Annotated in this window: 14 protein-coding genes and 1 tRNA gene; 8 read left to right on the top strand and 7 right to left on the bottom strand. The window is 35.2% G+C overall.

The features are described 5' to 3' along the window. Nucleotides 1–2 precede the first annotated feature (2 nt). Genes nuoL through AB3G36_RS04905 form a run of 3 tightly spaced genes read left to right on the top strand, consistent with a single transcriptional unit; the run spans nt 3 to nt 4722 of the window. Nucleotides 3–1886, top strand: a complete 1884-nt coding sequence (nuoL, locus tag AB3G36_RS04915) for an NADH-quinone oxidoreductase subunit L (protein WP_367756595.1) — start codon at nt 3–5, stop codon at nt 1884–1886. A 9-nt stretch (nt 1887–1895) separates the two neighbouring features. Further along, a complete protein-coding gene (locus AB3G36_RS04910; RefSeq protein WP_367756593.1) occupies nt 1896–3338 on the top strand; it encodes a NuoM family protein in 1443 nt (480 codons plus the stop codon). A gap of 13 nt (nt 3339–3351) precedes the next feature. After that, nucleotides 3352–4722, top strand: coding sequence for an NADH-quinone oxidoreductase subunit N (locus AB3G36_RS04905; protein ID WP_367756591.1), 1371 nt, complete (start codon nt 3352–3354; stop codon nt 4720–4722). Between the two features lie 497 nt (nt 4723–5219). Here the strand turns inward: AB3G36_RS04905 and AB3G36_RS04900 are convergent. Both AB3G36_RS04900 and mce read right to left on the bottom strand, forming a co-directional pair. Beyond that, nucleotides 5220–5293: transfer RNA gene (locus AB3G36_RS04900), tRNA-Ile, on the bottom strand. 125 nt (nt 5294–5418) lie between these two features. Beyond that, the gene (gene mce, locus AB3G36_RS04895) at nt 5419–5820 is read right to left on the bottom strand and encodes a methylmalonyl-CoA epimerase (RefSeq protein WP_367756589.1); all 402 of its coding nucleotides are present in this window, start codon (nt 5818–5820) and stop codon (nt 5419–5421) included. A gap of 232 nt (nt 5821–6052) precedes the next feature. Between mce and AB3G36_RS04890 the strand changes: the two genes are divergently transcribed. Then, nucleotides 6053–7717 (top strand): Ig-like domain-containing protein, encoded by a 1665-nt coding sequence (locus tag AB3G36_RS04890; protein WP_367756587.1) that lies wholly within the window; start codon nt 6053–6055, stop codon nt 7715–7717. Here the strand turns inward: AB3G36_RS04890 and AB3G36_RS04885 are convergent. The 4 genes from AB3G36_RS04885 to AB3G36_RS04870 form a co-directional block, all read right to left on the bottom strand. Beyond that, a complete protein-coding gene (locus AB3G36_RS04885; RefSeq protein ID WP_367756585.1) occupies nt 7714–8481 on the bottom strand; it encodes an amidohydrolase in 768 nt (255 codons plus the stop codon). The two genes, AB3G36_RS04890 and AB3G36_RS04885, sit on opposite strands and share 4 nt — an antisense overlap. Nucleotides 8482–8766: 285 nt before the next feature. After that, the gene (locus AB3G36_RS04880) at nt 8767–9513 is read right to left on the bottom strand and encodes a succinate dehydrogenase/fumarate reductase iron-sulfur subunit (RefSeq protein ID WP_367756583.1); all 747 of its coding nucleotides are present in this window, start codon (nt 9511–9513) and stop codon (nt 8767–8769) included. A 92-nt stretch (nt 9514–9605) separates the two neighbouring features. Next, nucleotides 9606–11606, bottom strand: coding sequence for a fumarate reductase/succinate dehydrogenase flavoprotein subunit (locus AB3G36_RS04875; RefSeq protein ID WP_367756581.1), 2001 nt, complete (start codon nt 11604–11606; stop codon nt 9606–9608). A gap of 12 nt (nt 11607–11618) precedes the next feature. Next, a complete protein-coding gene (locus tag AB3G36_RS04870; protein WP_367756579.1) occupies nt 11619–12284 on the bottom strand; it encodes a succinate dehydrogenase cytochrome b subunit in 666 nt (221 codons plus the stop codon). Between the two features lie 370 nt (nt 12285–12654). Between AB3G36_RS04870 and AB3G36_RS04865 the strand changes: the two genes are divergently transcribed. Then, nucleotides 12655–14016 carry a hydroxymethylglutaryl-CoA synthase family protein gene (locus AB3G36_RS04865; RefSeq protein ID WP_367756577.1) on the top strand — a complete coding sequence of 454 codons (1362 nt, stop codon included), beginning with the start codon at nt 12655–12657 and terminating at the stop codon, nt 14014–14016. A 63-nt stretch (nt 14017–14079) separates the two neighbouring features. Here AB3G36_RS04865 and AB3G36_RS04860 read toward each other — a convergent pair whose 3' ends face one another. Next, entirely contained in the window at nt 14080–15561 is a 1482-nt protein-coding gene (locus AB3G36_RS04860) for a helix-turn-helix domain-containing protein (protein WP_367756575.1), read from the bottom strand. A 118-nt stretch (nt 15562–15679) separates the two neighbouring features. Here AB3G36_RS04860 and aceB point away from each other — a divergent pair, with 118 nt between their 5' ends. The 3 genes from aceB (at nt 15680) to AB3G36_RS04845 (ending at nt 20049) form a co-directional block, all read left to right on the top strand. Next, entirely contained in the window at nt 15680–17281 is a 1602-nt protein-coding gene (gene aceB, locus AB3G36_RS04855) for a malate synthase A (RefSeq protein WP_367756573.1), read from the top strand. Nucleotides 17282–17310: 29 nt separating this feature from the next. Then, nucleotides 17311–18597, top strand: a complete 1287-nt coding sequence (gene aceA / locus AB3G36_RS04850; RefSeq protein ID WP_367757888.1) for an isocitrate lyase — start codon at nt 17311–17313, stop codon at nt 18595–18597. A 159-nt stretch (nt 18598–18756) separates the two neighbouring features. Then, complete coding sequence (locus AB3G36_RS04845) at nt 18757–20049, top strand: aminopeptidase P family protein (RefSeq protein WP_367756571.1); 1293 nt, start codon at nt 18757–18759, stop codon at nt 20047–20049. Nucleotides 20050–20066: the final 17 nt, after the last annotated feature.

Here is a 20066-nt window from a genome sequence, read left to right as displayed (position 1 = left end):
CAATGGATACAAGTTTAACTTTACTCTTATTACTAGCTCCTTTTATAGGATTTTTATTTAATGTTTTCTTCGGAAAAAGCATTGGTAAGTCGGCATCTGGAATACTTGGGACATTGACTGTCGCAACCTCATTTGCTACTTCGGTTTACTTTTTCATGCAGATAAGCCAAACGCATCAAGCGATCCAAATTCAATTGTTTGATTGGATTCAGATCAGTAATTTCAAAGTAGATTTTGGTTTTCTTTTAGACCAATTATCTATCTTATGGTTGATTTTTGTAACCGGAATTGGTTCGTTGATTCACTTATACTCCATCAGCTATATGCATGATGATGAGAATATGCACAAGTTCTTTGCTTACTTGAACCTGTTTATATTTTTTATGATAACGCTTGTAATAGGTAGCAACTTATTAGTCTTATTCATTGGTTGGGAAGGAGTAGGATTATGTTCATACTTACTTATTGGATTTTGGCATAAAAACCAAGACTTCAACGATGCTGCTAAAAAAGCATTTATCATGAATAGAATAGGAGATCTTGGTTTACTAATCGGGATATTCATTATTGGTTCGATGTTCTCTACACTTGATTATGCTACGTTAAAAACAGCTATCACGGGAACAACCAACTTAAACATCACTTGGATTTCCATAGCAGCCTTTGCTTTATTCATTGGAGCTTGTGGAAAATCGGCACAAATACCTTTGTACACTTGGTTACCAGATGCGATGGCAGGACCTACACCGGTTTCGGCATTAATACACGCGGCGACGATGGTAACTGCAGGAATCTTCATGATTACAAGACTGAATTACTTATTTGATTTGGCTCCAGATGTTCAAAATATTATTGCCATTGTAGGAGCAGTTACCTCACTAGTAGCAGCAACAATTGCATTGGTTCAAACGGATATTAAAAAAGTACTAGCCTACTCTACTGTTTCACAATTAGGATTAATGTTCTTAGCATTAGGACTAGGTGCTTATGAAGTAGCCGTTTTCCACGTAATCACCCACGCTTTCTTTAAAGCTTGTTTGTTCCTTGGATCAGGTTCAGTAATACATGCGTTACATGGCGAACAAGACATGAGAAAAATGGGTGGATTGAAAAAAGTAATGGGAATCACATTCTTTACTTTCTTAATCTCGTCATTAGCCATCTCAGGAATCCCACCTTTTTCAGGTTTTTTCTCGAAAGATGAAATCTTAATGGTTGCGTTTGAGCACAACAAAATACTGTGGTTCATCGCTTCATTAGCGTCACTAATGACAGCTTTCTATATGTTCCGTTTACTATACCTTACTTTCTTTAATGATTTTAGAGGTACAGCTGAACAAAAAAGTCATTTACATGAAAGTCCTTCTTTAATCACATTCCCATTAATTGTTCTAGCAATTTTAGCAACTATAGGCGGATTAATTAGTTTACCTACAAATAGCTGGTTGAACGAATACTTGGCTCCATTATTTACAAAAGTAGCTACTGAAGAACACCATTTTGGAACAACAGAATACACTTTGATGTTAATTGCTGTGATTGGTGGTCTAGTAGGTATTGGAATAGCTTATGCAAAATATATCAAACAAAATATCGTTCCTGAGGAAGATTCAAAAATTACTGGATTTGCCAAAGTACTTTATAATAAATACTATGTTGATGAAATTTATGATTCTATATTTGTAAAATCAATAAACGGTCTGTCAAAATTCTTTAGAGATAACGTAGAAACTTCATTATCGTCTTTAGTTTTCGGTCTAGGAAAAGTAACCAACGAATTAGGTTTTCAAGGTAAAAAAATACAAAACGGAAGTATCGGACGTTACCTTTTTGTTTTTGTATTAGGCATTTGTGCCATCATAACCTATTTATTTTTAGCTCAATAATTTTATACTATGAATGTATCTCTAATATTAATTATACTTTTAGTTGGCGCATTTGCAACTTATATCGCTGGTGATAAACTAGCTTCAAAAGTGGCTTTGTTCTTTGGAATAGCAGCATTAGGCTGTTCGATTGTATTGTTAAACCATTATAATTTAGGTGAAAACATAAGCTTTTTATGCCAATGGATAAATCAACCCAATGTTTCTTTTGCTTTAAAGGCAGATGGATTAGCAATTGCCATGCTTTTATTGACAACAGCATTGACACCGATCATTATTTACACTTCATTTGGTACTGATTATAAAAACGCGAAAGCATTTTATGCTCTTATCTTATTTATGTCATTTGCAATGGTAGGAACTTTCCTTGCAGCAGATGGCCTATTATATTATATCTTCTGGGAATTATCTTTAATTCCAATCTATTTTATCGCATTAATTTGGGGTAATGGCGATACTGAAGAGCGTAAAAAAGCAGTAGTAAAATTCTTTATCTACACTTTAGCAGGTTCCTTATTTATGCTTGTAGCTTTTATTTATTTATATCAAAAAGCAGGAAGTTTCTTGATAGAGGATTTATACAAATTAAAGTTATCAGCAACAGAACAATTATGGATCTTTTTGGCGTTCTTTTTAGCGTATGCTATTAAAATTCCAATTATTCCTTTCCATACTTGGCAAGCGAATGTGTACCAAAAAGCACCCGCTGCAGGTACGATGTTACTATCTGGTATCATGTTAAAAATGGGATTGTATAGTGTGATACGTTGGCAATTGCCAATTGCTCCGCTAGCGGCAAAAGAATACATGTATATCTTCATCAGCCTTGGAGTTGCAGGAGTAATTTACGGTTCAATTGTAGCACTGAGACAAAAAGACCTAAAAAAATTATTGGCTTACTCTTCACTGGCACACGTTGGACTAATCGCCGCAGGTACTTATACATTGACTATTGACGGATTACGCGGTGCGGTTTTGCAAATGATTGCACACGGATTTGTTGTGGTTGGGTTGTTCTTTATTTCTGAAATCATTTTCAGAAGATACGAAACCAGAACTATTGCCGAAATGGGCGGAATTCGCACACAATCGCCAAAATTCGCCTCGATGTTCTTGCTTTTAGTTTTGGCATCGGTAGCATTGCCTACCACTTTTAACTTCGTTGGAGAGTTTACCGTATTATATAGCCTTTCCCAAATCAATGTTTGGTTTGCCTTTCTAGGTGGAACAACAATTATCTTGGGTGCTTATTATATGCTGAAAATGTACCAACATGTAATGTTGGGGGAAACCAATAAAAAAGTATTTCTTGATGTAACGTTCAAAGAAGGTTTGGCTTTGGTTCTTATCGTTGGTGTATTATTCTTCTTTGGAATGTATCCAAAACCAATTACCGACTTGATCACTCCAAGTTTGGAAAATATTTTAACTCAAATTAATAGAATTAACTAGTCAAATAAAAAAAATGAATACATTAATAGCTATAATAGGATTAGGTGTTTTATGCCTTTTATTTGAAATTTTCGAATTAAGGAAAGCCATCGTTCCCATAACAATTATTGGATTATTGGCCGTTCTTGGTCTGAACATATCTGAATTTAATTCGCCTGAAGCCTATTACAATAACATGATTATTGTAAATAAGTTTTCCACTGCATTCTCTGGTTTGTTTATCATACTAACGATTTTCCTGGTGGCACTGAGTCATAAATTTTATGAAAACCATCAAACTAAAATATCAGATTTCATTGCCATAAAAGTGTTTCTATTGGCTGGAACGGTAGCTATGGTTTCTTTTGGAAACTTAGCGATGTTCTTCTTGGGAATCGAAGTCTTGTCTATCGCGCTATATATTTTGGCGGCAAGCAACCGATTGAGTGTAAAAAGTAATGAAGCGGGATTGAAATATTTCCTTATGGGATCTTTCGCTTCTGGGATTATACTGTTCGGCATCTGTTTGATTTACGGGGCCATGGGAACATTTGATGTTACAGAAATAAGCGAACTATCAAGGTCTGCAGAACTACCTGTTTGGTTTCCAATCGGAATCGTTCTAGTGACAATCGGAATGTTTTTCAAAATAGCGGCCGTACCATTTCATTTTTGGGCGCCAGATGTTTACGAAGGTTCCCCAGCTTTAACGACTGCTTTAATGAGCACTTTGGCAAAAGTAGTAGCCATCGCTACATTGTTTAAATTACTGAATGTTATGAATGCAGATCTGTCTGCTTCTTTCCAAATAGTTGTCGTGATCATATCTATGGCTTCCATGACGCTGGGAAATATTATGGCATTGCGCCAAGTAAACGTGAAACGTATGTTGGCTTACTCTGGTATTTCACACGCAGGATTCATGTTGATGACTTTACTAAGTGTGACCAATGCCGCAGGAAGTTTATTGTATTATACTTCGGCTTACGCACTTGCAGGAATTGCTGCTTTCAGCGTAATTCTATACGTGTGTAAAAATACCGAAAATGAAGACATCACCAATTTCCACGGATTAGGAAAAACTAATCCCTTATTGGCCGCAATTCTAACTGCCTCTTTATTGTCTATGGCTGGTATTCCAATTTTTGCTGGTTTCTTTGCAAAAATGGTTTTATTTAATCAAACGATTCAAGCTGGTTATATTGCTTTAGTAATAGTTGCTGTAGTAAATTCGATTATAAGCGTAGGATACTACTTTAAATTAATTCTTGCAATGTATACGAAAGAAGCTAATGAAACAAGAACAGGAACGCCAGTTGTAATATATGCTGTTGCGGTAATTGCAATTGTTTTGAATATTGCTTTAGGTTTATTTCCCTCATTAGTACTAGATTTACTAGCATAACAACATAATTAATTTCATACAAAAAGCCCCGTCAAAATATTTTGACGGGGCTTTTTGTATGAAATAATAAAAAAGAAATATTTCCTAAAGAAAAAAACAACTCCAACTATGCTGAAGTCCTTGTTTTTATTGTATTTGTATAAATAATATATATCCCAAATAATAGCGCTAAAATAAATAAAACTATAATATTATCGTCTATTGGAAGCCCTGGTGGAGGTGGTGGTTTTTTTCCAGTCGGAGACGGTGGACCTGAACCAGCACCATTGCCAGCAGTAAGGTCCATAATCCAAAATAGGAAAATGAATAAAATATAAAATTTGTTTGACACAATCTTCATTGGCTTCAAAAATAGTAAATTAGCTGACAAAAAAAAATCTATTTAACCTTAAATAACATACAATCTCCTTTAACATATAAAGATACGATTTTTTAACTAGTCTGGTTTTTGCGTATATTAAAAAACCCTTCAAAATAATAATTTTGAAGGGTTAATGTGGTCCCACCTGGGCTCGAACCAGGGACCACCTGATTATGAGTCAGGTGCTCTAACCAGCTGAGCTATAGGACCGGTTTAGAGTTTGCAATATTACTACTATTTTTTCTTTACTCCAAATATTTTTTACTTAGTTTTCTAGATAATTGCAATTATAAAACAATAAAAATTCAAAACTACTGATTATTAGAATTCTAAAATTATTTTATTTCTTGACATAACTCAATTAACACCCCATTTGTACTTTTTGGATGCAAAAAGGCTACTATTTTATTATCGGCTCCATTTTTAGGAACCTCATTCAACACTATAAAACCTTCTTTTTTTAATCGGGCAATTTCCTGTTCGATATCTTCTACATCAAAAGCAATATGATGAATCCCTTCCCCCTTTTTTTCAATAAATTTAGCAATAGGGCTATCTGGGTTTGTAGCTGCAAGAAGTTCGATTTTATTAGGGCCATTTTGAAAAAAAGAAGTCATCACACCTTCACTAGCCACTTCTTCTGATTTATAAGCTGGAGCTCCAAATAATTTTTCGAATAAAGCATTAGATACATCCAAATCTTTAACTGCAATTCCAATATGTTCAATTTTTCTCATTCCTCTAATTTTATTAAATAACTTTATCTTGTATAACCTGTTGTACAATACTCCAAATTTACTAATTAAAATCTCAAAAAAATTTTACCCAAAAATACAACTACAACTTATTTCATTATAGCATATGAAAGCGTTCTATTTCAATTCAAATTAGGCAATCATAATAAATCTATAAAAATTTCAATTACCGTAAATATAATTGTTATTTTGTATTATCAAATTCAAATTCTATATGTTGAAAAATAGCACACTCATTATATTTATACTTTTAGCATTATCACTAGCCAATTGTGCTAAAAGAGGAACTATAACAGGCGGTCTTAAAGACACTATTGCTCCCGTTTTAAAAATGAGCTTCCCAAAAAACTTCAGCACAAATTTTAAAGGCGATGAAATCAAATTAGTTTTTGACGAAAACATAAAATTAAAAAACCTAAACAAGCAATTAATTATTTCACCTCCTATGAAACAGGAGCCTCTAATATTACCTACAACTGCTAGTAAGTTTCTAACCATAAAAATAAAAGATACCTTACAACCCAATACCACCTACAGTTTTAATTTTGGTCAAAGTATTGCTGACAACAACGAAGGTAACCCTTACAATCAATTTAAATATGTCTTCTCTACAGGTGATTTTATTGATTCGCTAGCTATAGGTGGCAAAATAAAAGATGCTTACGATAAAGAAGTAGAGTCTTTTGTGTCTGTCATGTTGTATGAAGTAAATGATACTTTTAAAGATTCAGTTGTATATAAAGACACTCCAAGATATGTTACTAATACTTTAGATAGCTTAAAAACGTTTCGATTAGAAAACTTAAAAGCAGGAAAATATCTATTAGTAGCTCTAAAAGATAAAAATAGTAACAATAAATTCAACCCTAAAGAAGATAAAATAGGATTTAGAAAACAATATATTACTATCCCAAACGACTCCATTTTTGAGTTGGAGCTCTTCAAAGAAACACTAGATTACAAAGCTTTAAAACCTAGTCAAGCTTCTGGTAATCGATTATTACTCGGTTATGATGGCAAACAAAACTTAAAGAACTCAAAACCTCAAATCACGCTTAAAAAAGGTTCTGAAGTGATTCCAAACATCATTACACAAATGCCAAAAAAAGATTCTTTACAAATATGGTATAAACCTATAAAAGCAGACTCTTTGGCTTTATCTGTTTCCAGAGGAAAATACCAAGAAAATTTCATGTTAAAAGTTAAAGATCAGAAAAAGGATTCTTTAAGCATATCTACCTTGCAGAATGGGATATTAAACTTTAGAGACCGATTCACTTTAGAAAGCTCAATACCGCTTATTAAATTTGACAATTCAAAAATAAAGCTGATTACCAAAGATTCTACAGCAATAGACTTCACAACCGAATATGATGATTTTAATCAAAAACTATATTTTGATTTTAAAAAATCTCCTGCTGAAAAATACACCATTTCACTTTTACCGGGAGCGTTAACTGATTTTTATGAAAAAACCAATGATAGCTTAACCTATAATCTAACCACAAAAAATACTGCCGAATATGGCAATCTTCGCGTGCAATTACAAAATGTAAAACATTTTCCAGTCATAGTCGAACTCACCAATGCAAAAGGAGATATTATAGCCTCCGAATACACCGAGAAAAACAATGTAGTGGACTTCAATTTACTTGATCCCGCATTATTTACGCTCCGTATTATTTATGACGACAACAAAAACAAACAATACGACGCTGGTAATTATTTAGAAAAAAGATATGCCGAAGAGGTTATTTATTTTTCTAAAGAAATTGATGTACGTGCCAACTGGGATGTAGACCAAGTTTTTGATGTAAGCCTTCCTTATACGCCTGAGCCAAAAAAGAAAATAGATCCCAAGAAAAAATCTAGTTTTTAATTTATAATTTCAAAATTATCTTTATCACCTAAAAAATTAAGCTTTTTACGAACTTCTATTAATTTAGATTTATCAAGTATCGTTATAAAAACACCTTCTTGTTCCATTGGTTCAATCAAGGATTCTCCTAAGAAATCTAACATTTGTGAGTGACCTACATATTCATACCCATTATTATCTTTCCCTATTCTATTGACACCAATAGCATAACTCATATTTTCAATCGCGCGTGCTGCAAGTAACGTATCCCAAGCTTTAATCCTAGTTTTAGGCCAGCTTGCCACATAAATCAATATATCGTAATCCTCTAGATTACGAGAGAAAACAGGAAAGCGCAAGTCATAACACACCAAAGGACAAATTTTCCAACCTAGGTAGTCTACAATCAATTTTTGAGCGCCTCTAGAGTAGACTTTATCTTCCCCTGCGAGTGTAAATAAATGTCTTTTATCATAGTGCTGTATTTCACCTGAAGGAAACACAAATAACATGCGGTTGTAAAAGTTCGAGTTTTCTTCCATCACCACACTTCCCGTTATGGCGCAGTTTTTGGCTTTCGCCAAAACTTGCATCCACAACACTGTTTTGCCGTTCATGGGCTCCGCCACTTGGGCCGGTTCCATCGTAAAACCGGTTGTAAACATTTCAGGAAGTACAATGAGATTGACACTTTCCTCTATTGCATTGATTTTTTCTTCAAAATAATTTCTGTTTGCTTCTGGGTTTTCCCAAACTATGGCCGACTGTATTACTGCTACTTTCATTGTTGTTCGTTTTTATAAAGGTAAAAAAGTAATTTGTTTTGACGTATGTATATTCTGAATTTTGAAAAACAAAATGTATTTAAAACATGAATTCTTTCGGGTGAGGGATAGCAGTGGAAATCCTTTTATGAAATGCAATGGAATAAAAGATTGCAACGCATAGCCCGACCAGAGCTTTTGCGGAGGACACCCCAAAAACAAAAAACGCATCCAAATAAATGAATGCGTTTTTTATAGAGTTGCCTCAAAGCTTTTTACTTTACGACATTTGACTTTAGACCTAAATTATCCTTTCATGCTTGCAGACATGTATTCTCTGTTCATACGAGCGATGTTCTCTAAAGAAATTCCTTTAGGACATTCAACCTCACATGCTCCAGTGTTTGTACAGTTACCAAACCCTTCAGCATCCATTTGGTGTACCATGTTTAATACACGATCAACCGCTTCAATTTTACCTTGTGGTAATAAAGCATATTGAGAAACCTTAGCTGCTACGAATAACATTGCTGATGAGTTTTTACAAGTCGCAACACAAGCTCCACAACCAATACAAGCTGCAGCATCAAATGCTTTATCAGCATCGTCTTTGTTGATTGGAATGGTATTGGCGTCGATTGTATTTCCTGAAGTATTCACTGATATAAATCCTCCTGCATGTTGGATTCTATCGAATGAACTACGGTCAACTACTAAATCTTTTACTACTGGGAAAGCAGCTGCACGGAAAGGCTCGATTGTAATAGTATCACCGTCCTTGAACATACGCATGTGCAATTGACAAGTGGTTACTCCTCTATCTGGTCCGTGAGCTTCACCATTGATGTACAAAGAACACATTCCGCAAATTCCTTCGCGACAATCGTGATCAAATGCAACTGGCTCACCCCCTTTACTCATTAAATCTTCATTGAAAACGTCTAGCATTTCAAGGAAAGACATATCTGGCTCAATTCCGTCGATTTGATAATCAACCATTGCTCCTTTATCTTGGGCGTTTTTTTGACGCCATATTTTTAATGTAAGTTTCATACTATTTTAGTTTGAAAGTCATAAAGTCGAAAGTCGAAAGTCGCTTGACATGGAGTCATTTGACTGTAAGACTTTTGTCTTTCGACTAATTGCTATTTGTAATTTCTTTGAACTAGTTTAACGGCATCAAATACCAAATCTTCTTTATGTAATACAGCATCACTTGGTTTTCCTTTGTACTCCCAAGCAGCAACGTATGCGAAGTTTTCGTCATCACGTTTTGCTTCACCATCTTCCGTTTGATACTCTTCTCTAAAGTGACCTCCACAAGATTCGTTACGGTGTAATGCATCTTTTGCGAATAATTCACCTAGTTCAAGGAAATCGGCAACACGAGTCGCTTTTTCTAGTTCTTGGTTGAAACCTTTATCCGTTCCTGGCACTTTAACATCTTTGTAAAACTCTTCACGTAAAGCAGCAATTTCAGTAATTGCTTCATTAAGACCCGCAGCATTACGAGCCATACCAACTTTGTCCCACATAATTTTTCCTAATTTCCTGTGGAAATAGTCAACAGAATGTGTTCCGTTGTTGTTCATGAATTTCACAATTTGGTCTTTCACACCTTTTTCTGCAGCTTCAAATTCTGGAGAATCAGTAGAGATCGGTCCCATTTTAATATCTGGAGATAAGTAATCACCAATTGTGTAAGGCAATACAAAATATCCATCAGCTAAACCTTGCATCAAAGCAGAAGCTCCTAAACGGTTCGCTCCGTGATCTGAGAAGTTAGATTCTCCAATAGAGAAACAACCTGGAATTGTAGTCATCAAGTTATAATCAACCCATGTTCCACCCATTGTGTAGTGTACCGCTGGGTAAATCATCATCGGTGAAGTATAAGGATCTTCATCTACAATTTTATAATACATTTGGAATAAATTCCCGTATTTACTTTTTACAACTTCAGTACCTAATTTAGTTACAAGCGCATTATCATTAGAATCAAGTCCTTTTACATAGGTTTGCTCTTTTCCGTAACGTTGAATTGCTGCTGCAAAATCTAAATAAACCGCTTCACCTGTTTTGTTTACTCCAAAACCGGCGTCACATCTTTCTTTAGCTGCACGAGAAGCAACATCTCTAGGAACTAAGTTACCAAATGCTGGATATCTTCTTTCTAAGTAATAATCTCTTTCTGCCTCCGTTAAATCTTTGGCTTTTTTCTTTCCTTCACGAATAGCTTTAGCATCTTCGATTTTTGCAGGAACCCAGATACGTCCATCATTACGCAAAGACTCCGACATCAACGTTAATTTTGATTGGTGGTCTCCAGAAACTGGAATACATGTTGGGTGAATTTGTGTGTAACAAGGATTTGCGAAGTACGCTCCTTTTTTATGGATTTTCCAAGCCGCAGTAGCATTAGATCCCATTGCATTTGTTGACAAGAAAAATACGTTTCCGTATCCTCCAGAAGCAATGACAACTGCGTGAGCAGAATGTCTTTCGATTTCACCTGTAATCAAGTTACGAGCGATAATTCCTCTTGCTTTACCGTTTACGATTACTATATCTAGCATTTCGTGACGGTTGTGCATTTTTATTTTTCCACGACCGATTTGACGGTTCATTGCTGAATAAGCACCTAATAATAATTGTTGTCCTGTTTGTCCTTGTGCATAAAATGTACGAGAAACTAAGGCTCCACCAAAAGAACGGTTGTCAAGCAATCCACCATATTCACGTGCCAATGGAACTCCTTGAGCTACACACTGGTCAATAATATTAGTAGAAACTTCAGCCAAACGGTGCACGTTTGCCTCACGAGCGCGGTAATCTCCTCCTTTTACAGTGTCATAAAACAATCTAAAAACAGAATCTCCGTCTCCTTTATAGTTTTTTGCCGCGTTGATTCCTCCTTGTGCTGCAATAGAGTGCGCACGACGAGGTGAATCTTGAAAACAAAAAGCTTTTACGTTATATCCTAATTCTGCTAATGTTGCAGCAGCTGAACCTCCAGCTAATCCTGTTCCAACAACGATTACGTCTAAGTTACGCTTGTTAGCAGGGTTCACTAAATTAATATGATCTTTATAATCTGTCCATTTATCCGAAATTGGACCATTTGGAATTTTTGAGTCTAATGCCATTATAATTTAATATTAATGATTGAAATGATGAAATAATGCTACAAATACAAATCCTAAAGGAATAACAATTGCGAAACCTAATCCGAAATTTTTCATTCCTTTTGTGTATTTGTTGTTTTGTCCTATCGACTGAAAAGAAGAACTGAAACCATGTTGTAAGTGTAAAGACAAGAGTACAAATGAAATACAGTATAATGCTGTACGAACTGGGCTTTCAAACTTCTCCGCTAATTCATGAAAATATCTAGTGTCATCTAGTGGATTAAAAGCTACATATTTATAAACCATTTCTGGAACCCAGAAATCATAAAAATGCAATCCCAAAAACGCTAAAATTACTGAACCAGAAATAATCATATTTCTTGATGCCCAAGTAGAATTTGCAGCTCCGTTGTTTTTTGCATAAGCGATTGGTCTTGCGCTTCTGTTTTTAAAATCTAAAACAAATCCCATAATAAAATGAAAAACAACACCTACAATTAAGATGGGTTGAATTACAAATTGAACAAGAGGATTATTCCCCATGAAATGAGATATAGAATTGAATACGTCGGGACTAAACACCGAAGTCATATTGATAAAGAAGTGCTGTGCTAGAAACAACATCAGAAAAAGTCCTGAAAGCGCCATAGCCACTTTTTTAGCTATTGACGACTTCAATAATGCAGATTGTGCCATAAGTTTTGAATAAGTTTGTTTTGAAAAATAGGACAAAAATAAAGCAAATAGACTTGAACTACAACCTTTTCGTTGTTATTTATAATGATTTTAAAGTGTTTTAGCCAAAAAACTATTGAATTCCTAAAAAATAGGCGCTAACCCTTTATACAACGGCAAGTTAGTTAAACAAATGACAAAAAACTCATAAATATGTTTTTGTAAAATGTATACTATTAGCATCACAAAAAGAGCAAGAATTACTAATCTTATAATTATAACTGCCATTTCCTTTTAAATTAATAAAAACACAAAAAAGAGGGATTTTGTGCGTTTAAAAAATTGCATTCTGCCTGCGTGATTTTAACTTTACAAGTTAAAAAAAATCAAAATGAAAGTAGGAATTGATAGCATATCTTTTGATGTTGCCAAAATACATTTACCCATTACCACTTTGGCGAAAGCCCGAAATATTGAACCCGAAAAACTAGAAAAAGGCCTCGGATTATTGAAAATGACTTTAGCAGATGTTCATCAAGATACTGTAGTTTTTGGAGCTAATGCCTTAACTAAATTAATTCAAGACAACAACATCAACTTGAATGAAATTGCCCGTATATATATAGGTACCGAAAGCAGTATTGATAGCTCAAAACCCATCAGTTCTTTCTTGATAGCATTGATGGAACAAAAATTTGGAGAAAATACTTTATCTCAATGTGATGTAGTTGACTTTACTTTTGCCTGTATTGGTGGCGTAGACGCGATGCACAACTGCATTGATTTTGTAAAATTAAATCCAACAAAGAAAGCCATTGTTGTCACTACTGATTTGGCTAAATACGATTTGAATTCTACTGGAGAATACACACAGGGTGCCGGAGCAGTTGCGATTTTGATCGCGTCGAATCCAAGAATTATTTCTTTTGAGAATAACTGGGCAACAAGTACCAAAGGCGTTTTTGACTTTTTTAAACCCTACAGAACCATTTCTAAAGAAGCTATTACCAGAAATAACTCCAATGAACCTTGGTTTGATAACCTAGAATCCGAAATAGAAATTCACAAAGAACAACCTGTTTTTGATGGACAATATTCGAATCAATGTTATATGGATCGGACTCGTGACGCTTATTTTTCTTTCAAAAAATTAAAACAAACGGAGGAGACCATTTACAATTCATGGGAAAGTATTATCATGCATTTGCCGTATGCTTTTCAAGGACGCCGCATGTTATCTGAAATTTACACCTTAGACGCTAAAAACAAAACGATCACTGGAAACGAAGACGCTCAAGAGTACCAAAACAAACTAAAAGAAACCAGTAAATCCGAGGAATATAAGAATTTTGTAAACCAAAAACTACTACCTGCTGAACGGGCTTCGTCATTAATAGGAAACTTATACACAGGATCTATTTTTATGGGATTACTTTCTACTTTAGCTTATTTTCACGATACCAATAAAGAAATAACGAATTCTAAATTTGGTTTTCTTGCGTATGGAAGTGGCTCAAAATCGAAAGTTTTTGAAGGAACAATTCAACCAGAATGGAAAGCCGCTATTACAAATTGCAAGCTTTTTGAAACGTTAGCACAGAGTCACGAAATAGACTTTGACACGTATGAAAAACTGCACAAAAAAGAACAAAGCGCTAGTATTCAAGAACCAAAAAATGAATGGGTTTTAGACCGAATAGAAAAAGAAATTCCAAATCTTCTTGGTGCTCGTTATTACAAATGGGTAGATTAGTACAACGGAAAACCTCGATTGCAACTAGTTTACAATCGAGGTTTTTTTATTAAAATATTTTGACTAACTAAATTTAGCCATATACTGCTGAACAATTAAGTCGGTATTTTCATTCCGCTTTTTTTGCTCTAATTGAATGGGGGGTGACGCGCGTTCTTCGCAGTTTTTAACCGCACAAGTTTCACAAGTAACACCAACAATTTGCCTTTTAATACTTTCATTATCGATAAACTTGAATTTCTTTTTCATCGCAGGACTTATTAAAATCCCAACCGATATACTTCTCAAACAATCTTTCTTAAACGGATCATCGGTAGCTGATGAAAAAACCAAATACTCATTACTACTATTGTCATAACGGGATATTTGAGCGCCAAAATAATGACTCTTTTTTTCGGCAATAGCCGCTTCAATTGTTTTTACAGAAATCCATCTTCGGCAATAATGCTCATTCATTTCATTAGCATGAGGCTCTTGCTGATTGGTAATATGCAATTCTTTTTTTATCTGATAGGTATCCGCTCCTATTTTATGAGAAAGACGCAGGAAAAATAAGTTTTTTAACTGAAAATCCTTCGGTAGAATGTTTGTTAACCTTTGATAAAAAGATTCTGGCGACACATTAAATTGCCCCATCAAATCAATCATTTCTTGTGATGTTGGATTGCTCTTAGACAGAAAAATATTGAGCTCCCCTATAAGTTTTTTTCTTGGAATCAACAATGCGCCTGCAAAATAAGAGGCATAAAAATTATTCAAAACCTGATCAAAATTATCAAACTTTATCCAACTAAACGTATACAAACGATCTTGAATTTCTAAATAATTATAGGCAATTTCTTTTGCCAAAATAAACGCTTTTTGCTGTTCATCAATTTCTAGTGACAGCAATAAAGTTTTACTTTTAGGGACATAAATCGAACGCAAATCCCCTAACTCTTCTTGCTCCGAAAAAACAAGTTCCTGAATCGTATAGCCGTATTCTTCTTTCAAAATTGCCGTTAATTCATCTAACGAAATTTTATTGTTCATATCAATGTGAAACGCTTTGGAAAAATCCAAAACCTTTTGTTCTAAATCTTCAAAATAATTATTGTGCGCTTCTTGATAAGATCTCAAGGCGGCCAAGAAAAAACTTTCCCTACTTAAATTGTAGTGTTGCGCAATCTCAATAATCGTACTTATAAACGCATTGACTTTGGCTGGAGCATTTGCAATAATATCAATCAAATCATTTTCTTGGATTCCGAAGATGTCAAGTGGTATCTCTTTTAAAATTCCCGATTTCAAAATCTCACCAATAGGAGCCAAATTATTATCCAATTTCAAAGACACCATATGATCGTAAGAAACCTCTAGCTTTTCGGCTAGTAGAATAATCTTATCGGTCTTGGGATATTTTTTTCCCTTCTCTATTTCATTCAAATACGATTTAGAGAGCTCGGTGATTTTGGCTAAACCAAATAGAGACAAATTCTTATTCGTGCGTGCTTGCTTGAGTTTCAACCCAAAAATTAACTTGATGTAATCCTTTTCCATGTTCATATTTCAAATATACGCTAAAAAATAAAAACAGCAAAAAAAAGTTTTTTGCATTTTTAGCGTACGTTCGCTTGTTTTGTAAAAAACTTTTCGTAACATTGTCATGTAAAACATATTAACCATGAAACAATCAACCCACACAATTGAAAAAACATTGCGAATTAAGGCTAATGCCAATCAACAATTCCCAGATGTATTAACTGAAGATGCGATGGAGTATCTAACTAATTTGCATCATCAATTCAACAATCGAAGAATTGCATTATTAGAAGATCGCAAAAAACAACAACTATTATTTGATGCAGGCGCCTTGCCAACTTTTCCATTGGAAACAAAAAACATTCGTGAAAATGAATGGCTAGCCGCACCCACTCCAGACGATTTATTAGACCGTAGAGTCGAAATTACTGGTCCAGTCGATAGAAAAATGGTTATTAACGCTTTGAATAGCGGTGCAAAAACATTTATGGCCGATTTTGAAGACAGCACCTCGCCTACTTGGAGCAATCTAATGCAAGGACAACAAAATCTAATAGATGCTGTAAACAAAACCATCGTTCTTGAAGATGTTTCAAAAAATAAAAAATACCAACTGAATGATACGACTGCCGTTTTACTGGTCCGCCCAAGAGGTTTGCATTTGCAAGAAAAACACATTTTGATTGAAGATCAAGAAACATCGGGCTCACTCGTTGACTTTGGATTATATGCTTTTCACAATTTCAAACAATTGCTAAAAGACGGTTCAGCACCTTATTATTACATTCCAAAACTGGAACATTATCTTGAAGCACGCTGGTGGAATGAAGTAATTGATTTTACCGAGGATTATCTAGGTATGCAAAGAGGAACGATCAAAGTGACGGTCTTGGTAGAAACGATAACAGCGAGTTTTCAGCTTGACGAAATCATATTCGAATTAAAAGAACATATCGTAGGATTGAATTGCGGACGTTGGGATTACATCTTTTCATACATCAAAAAACTAAGAAATAACCCCGCTTATATTGTTCCAAATAGAGACCAAGTAACTATGACCTCACCGTTTATGAGCGCGTATTCGCAACTGGTAATTCAGCGTTGTCACAAAAGAAACATTCATGCAATAGGCGGAATGGCCGCGCAGATTCCGATAAAAAACAATCCAGAAGCAAACACAACTGCTTTCAATAAAGTAATTGCCGACAAAGAAAGAGAAGTTAAAAACGGGCATGATGGCACATGGGTAGCACATCCAGATTTGATTCCGCTTGCCATGGAAGTATTCGACAGAGAAATGCCAACAAAAAATCAGATTCACGTAAAAAGAACCGATTTACACATTACAGAGAGTGATTTATTAGAAGTGCCAAAAGGAACCGTTACAGAAGAAGGCATTCGAAAAAACATCAATGTTTCTATTCTGTACATCGCTTCTTGGCTCCATGGTCAAGGTGCCGCCGCTATTCATCATTTGATGGAAGATGCAGCAACAGCCGAGATTTCAAGATCACAACTATGGCAGTGGCTACAAAACGGAGTCACTTTGGACAATAACAAAAAACTGACCAACAATTATTACCATCGTTTAGCTATGGAAGAATATGAAAAAATTAAAAAACTAGTCGGAGAAGACAGCCACGAAAATGGAGAATATAAACTAGCCGAACAATTGTTAGATGTGCTCGTTGTAAATCCCAATTTTATTGACTTCCTAACTATTCCGGGCTACAAATACTTATAAACAAACCAAAAAATACCAAAAAAAAAGAAATTATGAAAACTAGAGAAGAAAGAATTCAAGCATTAGTTACGGATTGGATCACTAACCCAAGGTGGAAAGGTATTGAGCGCCCATACACAGCTGAAGAAGTAATCAACTTGCAAGGTTCTTATAAAATAGAACACAGTATTGCTAGAATGGGTGCTGAGAAATTATGGAAAAAACTAAACGCTCAAGATTTTGTAGCTGGATTAGGTGCCTTAACTGGAAATCAAGCCATTCAAGAAGTAGAAGCTGGATTAGAAGCTATTTATTTGAGCGGATGGCAAGTGGCTGCTGATGCTAATGTTGCCGGTGAAATGTACCCTGACCAATCTTTATATCCCGCTAATAGCGTTCCGTTAGTAGTAAAAAGAATCAACAATGCATTATTACGTGCCGATCAAATACAGGTTGTAAACGGAGAAGAAAATAAAAAAGATTATTTAGTACCGATTGTAGCTGATGCCGAAGCAGGTTTTGGTGGAAACCTAAATGCATTCGAATTAATGAAATCCATGATTGAATCGGGAGCTGCAGGAGTTCACTTTGAAGATCAACTAAGTTCTGCTAAAAAATGCGGTCATCTAGGCGGAAAAGTATTAGTTCCAACCCAAGAGGCCATTAACAAATTGATTGCTGCACGTTTAGCAACGGATGTTATGGGAACACCAACATTAATTGTAGCACGTACTGATGCGGATGCGGCAAATCTATTAACAAGCGACATTGACCCAAGAGACGCTAAATTTATTACAGGTGAAAAAACATCCGAAGGTTTTTTCCATGTAAACTGTGGTGTACAACAAGGAATTGATAGAGGGTTAAGTTATGCGCCATATGCTGATTTGATTTGGATGGAAACGAGCAACCCAGATTTAGCTTATGCAAAACAATTTGCCGATGCCATTCACAAAGAATTCCCAGGCAAAATGTTAGCATACAACTGTTCGCCTTCATTCAACTGGGCTGCAAAACTATCGGTTGCAGAGATGGAAACCTTTAGAGAAGACCTTGCCGCAATGGGATACAAATTTCAATTCATCACTTTGGCAGGATTTCATGCTTTAAACACAAGCATGTTTGAATTGTCAAAAGCCTATAAAGAAAGAGGAATGGCAGGATATTCTGAATTGCAAGAACGTGAATTTGCGTTACAAAAACACGGCTTCAAAGCGGTTAAGCACCAAGGCTTTGTAGGGACATCCTATTTTGATGCCGTACAAAATACCGTTACCACTGGAAGATCTTCAACAACAGCGATGAAAGACTCAACAGAAACGGCACAGTTTAAATAAAACAACTTACTAATTCAATTGCAAAACGCATTGGTTTAAAAGACTCTTTTTAAGCCAATGCGTTTTTTGTTGTTTTTTACTTAAAATTATCGAATTCATAACTAGAAACAATTTAAACTTAGTATTTTTGAATAAATAAAAGTAAAAAACAAGATCGTTATGAAATACCATCAAATTGACCGTGACTTATTTATAAAAAATCGCGCCAAATTCATGGCTCAAATGAAGCCTAAAAGTGTTGCTGTTTTCAACTCAAATGACATCTATCCTATAAGTGCCGATAGCACCATGCCATTTGCGCAACACCGTGATATTTTTTATTTAAGTGGCGTTGACCAAGAAGAAAGCATCTTATTACTTTTTCCAGATGCTCCTTATGAGCATCAAAGAGAAATATTATTCTTAAAAGAGACGAACGAACATATCGCCGTTTGGGAAGGGGAGAAACTTACCAAAGAACGCGCGTTATCTGTTTCTGGAATCAAAAATGTGTACTGGTTGCAAGAATTCGAGAAAGTTTTATTCGAATTAATGACACATTCTGATACGATTTATATCAATACAAACGAACACTATAGAGCGACAGTAGAAACTGAAACTCGTGAGGCCCGTTTTGTAAAATGGTGGAAAGAAAAGTATCCTGCACATGCTGTTGCTAAAAGCAATCCTATCCTGCAACGCATCCGTTCAGTGAAAGAAAGTGAAGAACTAGACCTTATTCAAAAAGCATGTGACATCACCGAAAAAGGATTTAGACGCATCCTTTCTTTTGTGAAACCAAATGTAATGGAATACGAAATTGAAGCCGAATTTATTCATGAATTCCTCTACAATCGTTCCAAAGGTTTTGCGTACACGCCAATCATTGGTTCAGGGAATAATGCAAATGTGTTACATTATATCGAAAACAACCAACAATGTAAAGCGGGTGATTTAATATTACTAGACGTAGGAGCCGAATATGCTAATTATTCTAGTGATATGACACGTACGATTCCCGTATCAGGGAAATTCTCTGACCGACAAAAAGCAGTTTATAATGCCGTATTAAACGTTAAAAACGAAGCGACAAAAATGCTTGTTCCAGGAACAATGTGGAAACAATACCATGTTGAAGTGGGTAAATTAATGACTTCAGAATTATTAGGTTTGGGTTTAATCGATAAAGCCGATGTGCAAAATGAAAACCCAGAATGGCCTGCCTATAAAAAATATTTCATGCACGGAACTTCCCACCACATGGGACTAGACACGCATGATTACGGAATCTTAACTGAACCTATGCAAGCCAATATGGTTTTCACGGTAGAGCCTGGAATTTATATCCCAGCCGAAGGTTTTGGAATCCGTCTTGAGGACGATGTTGTCATTCAAGAAAAAGGAGAGCCGTTCAATTTAATGCGCAACATTCCTATCGAGGCAGACGAAATAGAAAGTTTGATGCATTCGTAAGAAAATAGAATCAAGAG

It is taken from the genome of Flavobacterium sp. WC2430, assembly GCF_040822075.1.
Classification (GTDB): Bacteria; Bacteroidota; Bacteroidia; order Flavobacteriales; family Flavobacteriaceae; genus Flavobacterium.
The sequence above is the reverse complement of the archived record's forward strand: the minus strand, read 5'-3'. Positions and strand labels throughout refer to the sequence as shown.

Excerpts from the sequence above, each read along its gene's own strand:
- AB3G36_RS04890 (WP_367756587.1), top strand. The coding sequence starts at position 6,053 with ATGTTGAAAAATAGCACACTCATTATATTTATACTTTTAGCATTATCA.
- nuoL (WP_367756595.1), top strand. The coding sequence starts at position 3 with ATGGATACAAGTTTAACTTTACTCTTATTACTAGCTCCTTTTATAGGA.
- AB3G36_RS04880 (WP_367756583.1), bottom strand. The coding sequence starts at position 9,513 with ATGAAACTTACATTAAAAATATGGCGTCAAAAAAACGCCCAAGATAAA.
- AB3G36_RS04905 (WP_367756591.1), top strand. The coding sequence starts at position 3,352 with ATGAATACATTAATAGCTATAATAGGATTAGGTGTTTTATGCCTTTTA.
- AB3G36_RS04910 (WP_367756593.1), top strand. The coding sequence starts at position 1,896 with ATGAATGTATCTCTAATATTAATTATACTTTTAGTTGGCGCATTTGCA.
- AB3G36_RS04885 (WP_367756585.1), bottom strand. The coding sequence starts at position 8,481 with ATGAAAGTAGCAGTAATACAGTCGGCCATAGTTTGGGAAAACCCAGAA.
- AB3G36_RS04870 (WP_367756579.1), bottom strand. The coding sequence starts at position 12,284 with ATGGCACAATCTGCATTATTGAAGTCGTCAATAGCTAAAAAAGTGGCT.
- mce (WP_367756589.1), bottom strand. The coding sequence starts at position 5,820 with ATGAGAAAAATTGAACATATTGGAATTGCAGTTAAAGATTTGGATGTA.
- AB3G36_RS04875 (WP_367756581.1), bottom strand. The coding sequence starts at position 11,606 with ATGGCATTAGACTCAAAAATTCCAAATGGTCCAATTTCGGATAAATGG.
- aceB (WP_367756573.1), top strand. The coding sequence starts at position 15,680 with ATGAAACAATCAACCCACACAATTGAAAAAACATTGCGAATTAAGGCT.
- AB3G36_RS04865 (WP_367756577.1), top strand. The coding sequence starts at position 12,655 with ATGAAAGTAGGAATTGATAGCATATCTTTTGATGTTGCCAAAATACAT.
- AB3G36_RS04845 (WP_367756571.1), top strand. The coding sequence starts at position 18,757 with ATGAAATACCATCAAATTGACCGTGACTTATTTATAAAAAATCGCGCC.
- AB3G36_RS04860 (WP_367756575.1), bottom strand. The coding sequence starts at position 15,561 with ATGAACATGGAAAAGGATTACATCAAGTTAATTTTTGGGTTGAAACTC.